A 9278-nucleotide genomic window follows, 5' to 3' on the forward strand; every position below is an offset into this window, starting at 1 on the left:
GGCAGCCACACCTCGATGCCGATGCCCGGCGAGGTCGAGGGTGCGCCCGCGGGGCCAGGGTTGCCGGGCCCGACATTGAGCTTGACCATGCAGACGTCATTGGCCGCCAGCGGCGTCCCGGCGGGCGCCGTGCCGCCGAGGATCAGCGCATCGCCTTTCTTGAAGGCCTTGACCGCCACCACCGTGGTCAGCGCATCGGGCTTGAAGCTCGCCTTCAGCGTGTCATCGCAGGTCAGCGGCGCGGTGCTCGCTGGGGGTGGGGGCGTGCCGGTGGCGATCGGCAGGAACGCGGTGTGGCTGCCGCTGCCGCCACCGCAAGCGGTGAGGAGAAGCGCCGCGAGCGCGGCGGGGAGCATCAATGGTGGGTTTGTTTTCATGGGTCTCCATCCAGGGTGTATGCGTGCAATAAAGTGCATTCACTCAAATGTGAATGGCAACACGCATGCAGTATTGAGCCTGTCTGGAGGGGCCGGCGCCGTACACGTAAACCCTTCGCTAGGGAATACGCCGTGCAATGGAAGTTGAATTCCGGGGCTGTGCCGTGGCCCGGAAAACGCCCTTGGGGATGGGCGTTATTTGGAAATATATTGCATATCCTCGGAGTTGATCCAGTGGCAGCCGGGCGCGGCGGCGACCACTGCGTCGAGCAGCGCCGCGGCAATGGCCGCTGCCGGATTGACGCGCCATCGCGCCGGAAGAACCGGCCCCAGGCGCCGCGCCCAGGTCAGCGCCATGCCCTCCGCGCGCCTTTCTTCATTGCGCTCGCCGCCGATCAGGCTCGGGCGGCAGATGGTCAGTGAGCGGAAGCCGATCGCGCGGATGTCGCGCTCCACTTCGCCCTTGGTGCGCGGGTAGAAGAAGAGGGAGCTGGCCGACGCGCCCATGGCCGTGACGATCGCGAAGGTGCCGACACCGGCGGCGTGCGCGGCCCGGCCGAAGGCGAGCGGCAGCTCGTGGTCGACGTGGCGAAAGGCCTCCTTCGAACCGGCTTTGGCCTGCGTCGTGCCCAGCGCGCAGACGACGGCATCGGGCCGGTGCGCGATGCACGCCGGCACCAGGTCCTCGAGCTTCGAGGCGACCGGGTTCACCAGCCTGGCGTGGGCCGCGAGCGGCGTTCGCGTCGGCGCGATCACCTCGGAGAAGGCGTCGTTCGAGAGCGCGAGCTGCAGTGCCCGGCCGCCCACCAATCCCGTCGCACCCAACAGCAGCAGTTTCATGTCGATCGCCTCGCGTGGTTCACTGCGGGCCATTGTGCGGCTCGATCAGGCCTGTGCGTCCAGGTCCTGCTCGTAGGCTTCCAGCGCCTTCGGCTTGCCGAACAGGTAGCCCTGGTAGAGGTGGCAGCCGTGGCGCTCGAGGAACTCGCGCTGCGCCTGCGTCTCCACGCCCTCGGCCACGATCTGCAGCTCGAGGTTGAGCGCCATGCCGATGATGGTCTGGATCACCAGCTCCACCTTCGGGTTCAGGCCGATGCCGTGCACGAAGTACTTGTCGACCTTGATCTGGTTGAGCGGCAACTGGATCATGTACGACAGCGACGAGAAGCCGGTGCCGAAGTCGTCCATCGAGAACTGGATGCCCATGCCGGCCAGGGTCTTCATCTTGGCGATGGTGTCGGCGACCTTGAACTGCAGCAGGCTCTCGGTCAGCTCGAGCTTGAGCTGGCGCGGATCGGCGCCGGTGCGCTCGAGCACGCGGGCGACCTGCTTGACGAAGTCGTCGGTGCGGAACTGCCGCGCGCTCACGTTGACCGACAGCTGCAGGTGCGCGCGTCGCGGGTCCTCGCTCCAGGCCGCGAGCTGGCGGCAGGCGGTCTCTAGCACCCAGAGGCCGAGCGGGATGATGAGCCCGGTGTCCTCGGCCGCGGCGATGAACTCGCCGGGCGCGAGCAGGCCGCGCGTCGGATGCTGCCAGCGCACCAGCACCTCGGCCGCGACCACGCGGTCCTCGCTCGTGACCTGGCTCTGGTAGTGCAGCACGAACTGCCGCTGCTCCACGGCCGCGTGCAGTTCGTTCTCCAGCGCCGCGCGCGCGGTGATGCTGGTCTGCATGCTGGTCTCGAAGAAGCGCAGCGCGTTGCCGCCGGCGGTCTTGGCGTAGTACATCGCGATGTCGGCCTGCTTGATGACCTCGTCGAGCGAGGCATCGGCGGTGTCGAACAGCGCCACGCCGATGCTGCAGGTGCTGTGGTGCTGCTGGCCGCCGAGCTGGTAGGGCCGGTTGAGCTGCTCGAGGATGGCCGCGCCCATGGCCTCGGTCTCGGAGGTCGCGATCAGCCGCCGCTCGTGCAGCTCGGCTAGCATCACGACGAACTCGTCGCCGCCCAGCCGCGCCACCGTGTCGCCGCGGCGCAGGCAGGCGGTCAGGCGTTGCGCCACCTGCTTGAGCATCACGTCGCCGGTGTCGTGGCCGTGGGCGTCGTTCACGGTCTTGAAGTTGTCGAGGTCGAGGAACAGCAGCGCGCTCCAGCGCGAGCGCCCCGGCACGGCATCGATGGCGTGCTTGATGCGGTCCACCAGAAGGCGGCGGTTGGGCAGGCCGGTGAGCGTGTCGTAGAAGGCGAGCTGCTCGACCTCGTCGGCCGCCTGCTTGCTCTCGGTGATGTTGCGCAGGATCACGATGAAGCGCGGATCGGCCTGCGCGCCGCTGGCCTTGCGCGAGACCGAGATCTCGAACCAGGCCTTGCTGCGCGCGTAGCGGCGCTCGAACTGGCGCCCGCTCGAGCGCCCGGTCTCGTTGGCTTCCTTGAGCGCCGCCATGACCTCCGCGCTCGCCTGCGGCGGCAGCAACTCCTGCAGCCGCCGGCCGGCCGGCTGGTCGACCTGGATGCCCGGCAGCGGCACGCGCGGCGCATGGTGGCCGTGGCAGATGCCGTCGAGGCCGACCTCGAGCAGCAGGTCGGGCAGCGCCTCGAGCGTGGCCTGCAGCTGGGCCTTGCTCTCGACGATGGCGGCCATGTGGCGCCGCTTCTCCGTGATGTCCTGGTAGACGCAGACGGTGCCGCCGTCGGGCGTGCGGCTGCGCGTGGCATGCAGCACGCGGCCGTCCTCGAGCACCGCCTCCTGCTCGGAGTGGTCCTGCGCGAGCTGCGGCATGTTGAGCGCCATCCAGCCGGGCGGGCCGCCCTCGTGCACCACGTGGCGCGCGGTCTCGGCCACCAGTTCGCGAAACGGCAGCTGCGGCGCGAGCAGCGGCCGCACCCACGGGAACATCGCGACGAAGCTGTGGTTCCAGGCCAGCACGCGGTCGTCGGCATCGAGCAGCACGAAGCCGCCGATCATCGATTCGAGCGCCTGGTCGAGCGTGGCCTTGGAGCGCACCAGCTCCTGCCGCGACTGCCACTGGCGCCGCAGCTGCAGGTGGGTGAAGGCCGCGATCGCGAGGATCAGCGCGCCGATGACGGCGCCGGTCCACGCGATGCGGTCGCGCTCCTCGCGCCAGTCGCGCAGCGCCGCGGCCAGCGGGATGCTCGCGACGATCAGCAGGTTGCGGTGCAGCGTCGGGCGCGCCACCAGGATCGCGGGCACGCCGCTCAGGCGCGCGGCCATGCGCACGGGCTTGCCGTCGCTGGTCTGTTCGCTGAGCGCGGGTTCGAGCTGCCGGCCCAGCAGGTCGTCGCGCGCCGGCACGCTCACCAGCAGCGGACCGGCATCGCGCTCGAGCGTGATCTCCAGCCCCGGGATCGCCGCGCCCTGCGTCGTCACCATGGCCAGCAGCGAGATCTGCACCTCGGCCACGGCCAGCACGCGGCTGCCGTCGGCCAGCGGCACGGCGCGCGCGAAGAACACCACCTTCTGCAGCGTGGCCGGGCTGGCGATCGGCGCGCTCACGGCCATGGTCGACAGCGGCTGCACCAGCACCGAGCGCGCGAAGCCCTCGGGCAGCGCCATCGGCAGCCGCGCGCCGCGCCGGTCGGAGGAAGCGAGCGGCGTGCCGTCCGCGTCGACGAAGGCGACGAAGCGCACCAGCAGGTTCTGCCGCACCAGGTTGACGATCAGCCGCTGCACCTCGGGCCGGCCGGCCTCCTCGGCGAGGCGTTCGCGCGGCACGGCGCGCAGCTGCTCGCCGGCGCCGGCCAGCAGCATGTCGATGCTCAGCAGCGCGCGGTTGAGCGCCGCCTCGGAGCCGCCGACGAAGCGCATGGCTTGCGTTTCGGCGTTCTCGATCGCCCGGCCGCGCGCCTCCCAGGTGATGCTGGCGGCCACGGTCGCCAGCGTGCCGAGGAACAGCAGCGCCACGCCATAGACCACGGCGGCGACGCGACGGGAGAAGCGCTGCGTCATCGCACGAGCGGGGCGCGGATGCCGACCACGGGACCGACGGTGTCGTTCCAGACCTGCGCGCAGACCGGGCCGCAGCGCTGCAGCCAGGCCGGCAGCACGCGGGTGGCGAAGATCTCGCGCCGCCGCGCCTCGTCCTGCGGCGTGGGCGTGACCGCGGTCATGCGGCCCCGGACGGGCTTGGTGCAGGCGTCGGCGCCGGTGTTGCAGGCGATGCCCTCGGTGGTCTCGCGTTCGGACTCGGCCCACACCGCGGCCTCGAGCTTCGGCAGCTCCTGGCGCAGCACCGCCTGCAGGTCGGGCGGCAGCGCCTCGAGGTTCTCGCGGTTGGCCGCGAACACCGCGAGGCCCCAGCTCAGCGGCATGGTGTAGAGCGCGCTCGTGAGTGCATGCAGGCCCAGCGTGTGGCCCGACATGGTGCCGGTGATCGCGCAGTCGGTGTTGCCCGAGCGCATGTTCGGCAGGATGGCCGCGAACTCGGTGTAGACCGGCGTGGCGCCGAGCGCGCGGATGAAGTCGGCCTGCGTGGCGCTCGACACGCGCACGCGCCGCTTCGCGAGGTCGGCCAGCCGCGCGACCGGCCGGTTGCAGAACACGGCCTGCGCCGGGTAGATGTAGATCGCGAGCAGCTCGGCGCCGTAGCGCTCGCGCAGCGCGCCCGCCAGGTAGGGGCGAAAGGCCGCGACCACCCGGCGCAGGGTCGCGATGTCGGGGTTGAGCCCGGCCATGTCGGGCGTGCCGAGCTCGGGAAACTGCATCGCCATCTGGCTCATGAGCGCGGTGCCGAAGGGCACCACCCCGAGCTGGATCAGGCTCAGCATCTCCTGGCCCGGCACGCCCGCGCGGTCGAAGGGCACGATGCTGGCGCTGTAGCGACCGCCGGTGCGTTCGGCGAGCTCCCGGGCCCAGAAGCTTTCCTCGTGCCGCGTGTACTGCGTGATGCCGCCGAGCCCGCCGACGATGCGCAGGCGCTGCACCGGGGTGTCCGGCGCCTGCGTGGTCTGGGCCTGGCAGGCGAACGCGGCGAGCAGCAGCAGGGCGGCGAGCAGGCGGGGCATGGCGTGGCTCCTTCTTCGCGTGGGCGGGCGCATCAGGCGATGCCCGTTCCGCCGGCCAGCGGCCCGGCCTGGGTGGGGCGCGCCGGGCCCGCGTGCGTGTCGCCGAAGAAGGCGAAGCCCGGTCCCTGGCGCTGCTGCTTGACGCGGTACATCGCCTGGTCGGCGCAACGCAGCAACTGTGCCAGCGTTCGGCCGTCCTCGGGATTGCAGGCGATGCCCAGGCTCATGCCGACCGACACTTCGGCGCCATCGGCCTCGATGGGCTGCAGGCCGGCGTCGACGATGCGGCGTGCCATCTGCGCGAGCGCCTCGCGCGAGGCCCGGCCCGGCACCAGGATCGCGAACTCGTCGCCGCCCAGGCGCGCCACCGTGTCGCTCGCGCGCAGTTGCGAGCGCAGCCGCGCCACCGTCTGCACCAGCACCGCGTCGCCGACCGCGTGGCCATGGCCGTCGTTGACCTCCTTGAAGCCGTCGAGGTCGAGCAGCATCAGCGCGAACGGCTGGCCGTTGCGCAGCCATTCCTCGCCGCGGCTCTCGAGGCCGGCGCGGCTGGCGGCGCCGGTCAGCGCGTCGGTGCCCAGCGCTTCCACCAGCTGCTGGGTGCGCGCCGTCAGCGCCTGCTCGGAGCGCAGCACCAGCCGCAGCCGCGAGGCCATCGCCACCGCGAACACCACCAGCTCGGCCACCAGCGCCGCCTGCGAGACGTTCATCTGGCCGGGCGCCCATTCGATCCAGCCCCAGCTCGCGAACACGATCGCGCCGATGCCCGCCAGCAGCAGCCCGACCCCGATGCAATAGAGCACGGCCGGCCAGTAGCGCCGGCGGATCGCGAACATCGCGCCGATCACCATCACGGCCGTCGAGGCCACCACCGACATCTGCACCAGCCGGAAGGTGATCAGCGGATGCGCGCCCCAGTGCGCGTAGGGAATGGCCAGCAGCAGCGCGACCGAGAAGGCCTGCACCAGCCGGTCGAGCAGCGGCGCGAAGTGCGACAGCCGCAGCAGCCGCCGGCCGAACTGCAGCTTGCACAGCGCCCACAGCGCGGGCCCGGCCGTGTAGGCGAAGCCGGCGCCGGCCGGCCAGTGGGCGAACGGGTAGCGCAGCGCATGGCCGTTGATGCTCGCGAGCGCCAGCAGGCCGCAGAGGCAGGCCAGCATGTAGTAGGCGTAGAGCGCCTCGCCGAACACCACGAACAGCACCAGGCCGTAGACCGTGAGCCCGAGCAGCAGGCCGTAGCTGACGCCGTCGAACATGCGCTTGTCCTGCGTCGACTGCAGGTAGTCGGCCGGGTCCCAGAGCGTCACGTCGTAGATGCGCGCGAAGGTCGACTCGACCCGGAAGTACACCGTGTACACGCCCGGCCCCGGCAGCTCGAAGCGCCAGGCCATCTGCTCGGAGGCGGCCGGCCGCGTGGCCCAGGGGTGGCGCATGCCGGTGACCACGGGCTCGGCCAGCGCATGGCCCGTGGTGTCGAAGGGGCCGTAGAAGCGGATGTCGCGCGTCGACACCGTCGGCACCAGCATCAGCCATTCGCGCGTCGCATCGGCCGGGTCCTGCAGCTGCATCTGCAGCTTGAACCACAGCACCCGGTCGGATTCCTGGCCGCGCAGCGGCTGGTCGGGCAGGGTGAAGCGCGCTTCCTGGGCCGGGGTGCGGACCTCGTCGATGCCCAGGGCGCGGGTCGTGTCCTCGAAGAACTGGAGCTGCAGCACCGCGGGCAGGCCGGCGGCCTGGCGCGAGAGCGTGAGCACCGGTTGCTGGCTGCCGGGTGGCGGTGCGCCGAGGGCCGGGGTCAGCGCGGCGAGCAGCAGCCACAGCGCCAGCAGCCAGTGCCGGCAGGGCCTGCGGTGCGCGGCGCGTAGGCGTGCCGGTCCGTCCTCATCCTCGAAGGCGCGAGACCGGACGAACGCGGATACCAGGGACATGGGGCGAACGGAGACGCGCCGCTGCCAGGCGGCATGAATGAAGAAGTTTGCAATTGTGTCCTACGGACTTCGGTGGGTGGGGCGGGGCGTGGCCTGGTTGCCACGGGTGGCCGACGAACGGCTTGGGAGTCTTCCCGAGGGAGGCCGGATCGGGGCCGTTCCCGCTTTTTCGTGCGGTGATTGCACGGCCCATTCACCGCAGATATTGCGGTGAATGGTTTGTGCTTGCGGCGAATCAGGCGTCTAATCTCCGCATGGAGCGCGGAGAAAACCTCTACATCTGGCAGGCCGACGACTGGCCCCGGTGGCGCTACGACCTGCCCGCCCTGGCCCAGCCCCTGGCCGATGTGAGCCGCGCCCAGGGCACCTTGCTGGGCCGCCTGGCCGACGTGGGGCTCGCGCTGCGCGACCAGGCCAGCCTGGCGGCGCTGACCGACGACGTGGTCAAGACCAGCGAGATCGAGGGCGAGGTGTTGGACGTGGCCTCGGTCCGTTCGTCGATCGCGCGCCGGCTCGGGCTGGACATCGGCGCGCTGGCGCCCGTGGACCGGCATGTGGAAGGCGTGGTCGAGATGGTGCTCGACGCCACCTCGCGCAGTGGCCAACCCCTGAGCGCCGACCGCCTGTTCGGCTGGCACGCGGCACTGTTCCCGACCGGCTATTCGGGCCTGTCGAAGATCGACGTGGGCCGCTGGCGCGACGACGCGGCCGGTCCGATGCAGGTCGTCTCGGGGCCTGTGAACCGGCGCAAGGTCCACTTCGAGGCGCCGCCCGCGGACATGCTGCCCGCGCAGGTGGAAGCGTTCCTGGCCTGGGCCAACCGGGAGACGGACGAACCTGCCCTCCTCAAGGCGGGCCTGGCGCACCTGTGGTTCGTCACCCTGCATCCCTTCGACGATGGTAACGGCCGCATCGCGCGCGCCGTCGGCGACCTGTTCCTTGCCCGTGCCGATGGCGCGGGGCAGCGCTTCTACAGCCTGTCGGCGCAGATCCAGCGCGAGCGCAAGGCCTACTACGACATCCTCGAGCGCACACAGAAGGGCTCGCTCGATGTCACCGCATGGCTGGCCTGGTTCCTCGGCACGCTGGGCCGGGCCACCGCCAGTGCGCAGCTCACGCTCGACGGCGTGCTGGCCAAGGCGCGCTTCTGGCAGCGCTGGGCCGGCACGCCGGTGAACGAACGCCAGGCGAAGCTGCTCAACCGCCTGCTCGACGGCTTCGAAGGCAAGCTCACCAGCAGCAAGTGGGCCGCCATCGCCAAGTGCTCGCCGGACACGGCGCTGCGCGACATCGCGCAGTTGCTGGCGCTGGGGGTGCTGAAGAAGTCGGCGGGAGGTGGGCGCAGTACCGGTTATGAGCTGATGGAGCTCTGAAGCCCATGCATCGGCTGCGTCGCGCCCTCTTCTTGCCGGATGCAGCATCCGCGCGACACGCCGCACGATATCGAAGCCGACCTTGCCTCCACCAGCTATCCTCCGCCGCGCGATAGAACAACACTGGAGGAGATGACATGACGATGACCGGTATTCGGAGGTGGGGACTCGTGGGCATGGTGGTGCTGAGCGGCTGGATGGCCGGCTGTGCATCGATCACCCATGGCACGGAACAGAACGTGAAGCTGGAAACCCGCACGGAGGCGGGCGAGGTCGTGACCCAGGCGGACTGCCAGATGTCCAACGACAAGGGCACGGCCAGTGCGCCATCGGGCGTCGAGACCAAGGTCCGCCGCTCGGGCGGGAACCTGATGGTGCGCTGCACGCACCCGAACCATCCGGCGGCCGTGGGGCAAGCCATCTCGCGTGCCAACGTGGGCATGGTGGGCAACATCATGATCGGCGGCCTGATCGGCGTGGCGGTGGACGCGGGCACCGGCGGCGGCTTCAGCTATCCGAGCTGGATGCAGCTGGTGTTCGGCCAGGAACGGCTGTTCGACCGCATCGAGAACCGCGGCGACGGTCCGACCCCCGGCACTTTCGTGCGGGCAGCGCAGGATCCGCCGACCGGGCAGCCCG

General features: G+C 70.7%; 6 protein-coding genes and 1 pseudogene. 2 read left to right on the plus strand and 5 right to left on the minus strand.

Going from position 1 to position 9278, the window contains the following annotated elements; translation table 11 throughout:
* The 5 genes and pseudogenes from AC27VN_RS23000 to AC27VN_RS23020 all read right to left on the minus strand — a co-directional run.
* A pseudogene (locus AC27VN_RS23000) lies at window positions 1–377 on the minus strand (hypothetical protein); the annotation flags it as partial.
* Between the two features lie 195 nt (window positions 378–572).
* The gene (locus tag AC27VN_RS23005) at window positions 573–1217 is read right to left on the minus strand and encodes a Rossmann-fold NAD(P)-binding domain-containing protein (protein ID WP_490878015.1); all 645 of its coding nucleotides are present in this window, start codon (window positions 1215–1217) and stop codon (window positions 573–575) included.
* A 45-nt stretch (window positions 1218–1262) separates the two neighbouring features.
* Window positions 1263–4283, minus strand: a complete 3021-nt coding sequence (locus AC27VN_RS23010) for a bifunctional diguanylate cyclase/phosphodiesterase (protein ID WP_490878016.1) — start codon at window positions 4281–4283, stop codon at window positions 1263–1265.
* The gene (locus AC27VN_RS23015; RefSeq protein ID WP_490878017.1) at window positions 4280–5338 is read right to left on the minus strand and encodes a TRAP transporter substrate-binding protein; all 1059 of its coding nucleotides are present in this window, start codon (window positions 5336–5338) and stop codon (window positions 4280–4282) included. Before AC27VN_RS23015 ends, AC27VN_RS23010 begins: the two co-directional genes overlap by 4 nt.
* 32 nt (window positions 5339–5370) lie before the next feature.
* Window positions 5371–7266: a diguanylate cyclase domain-containing protein gene (locus tag AC27VN_RS23020; RefSeq protein ID WP_490878018.1), complete on the minus strand. Its 1896-nt coding sequence runs from the start codon at window positions 7264–7266 to the stop codon at window positions 5371–5373.
* Between the two features lie 254 nt (window positions 7267–7520).
* Here AC27VN_RS23020 and AC27VN_RS23025 point away from each other — a divergent pair, with 254 nt between their 5' ends.
* Together AC27VN_RS23025 and AC27VN_RS23030 are read left to right on the plus strand one after the other, a co-directional pair.
* Window positions 7521–8639 (plus strand): Fic family protein, encoded by a 1119-nt coding sequence (locus AC27VN_RS23025; protein WP_490878019.1) that lies wholly within the window; start codon window positions 7521–7523, stop codon window positions 8637–8639.
* Window positions 8640–8776: 137 nt separating this feature from the next.
* A partial coding sequence (locus AC27VN_RS23030; RefSeq protein ID WP_490878020.1) for a hypothetical protein occupies window positions 8777–9278 on the plus strand: 502 nt, incomplete at its 3' end.

The sequence above is a fragment of the Variovorax sp. 20P10.2.4 genome, from assembly GCF_058244205.1.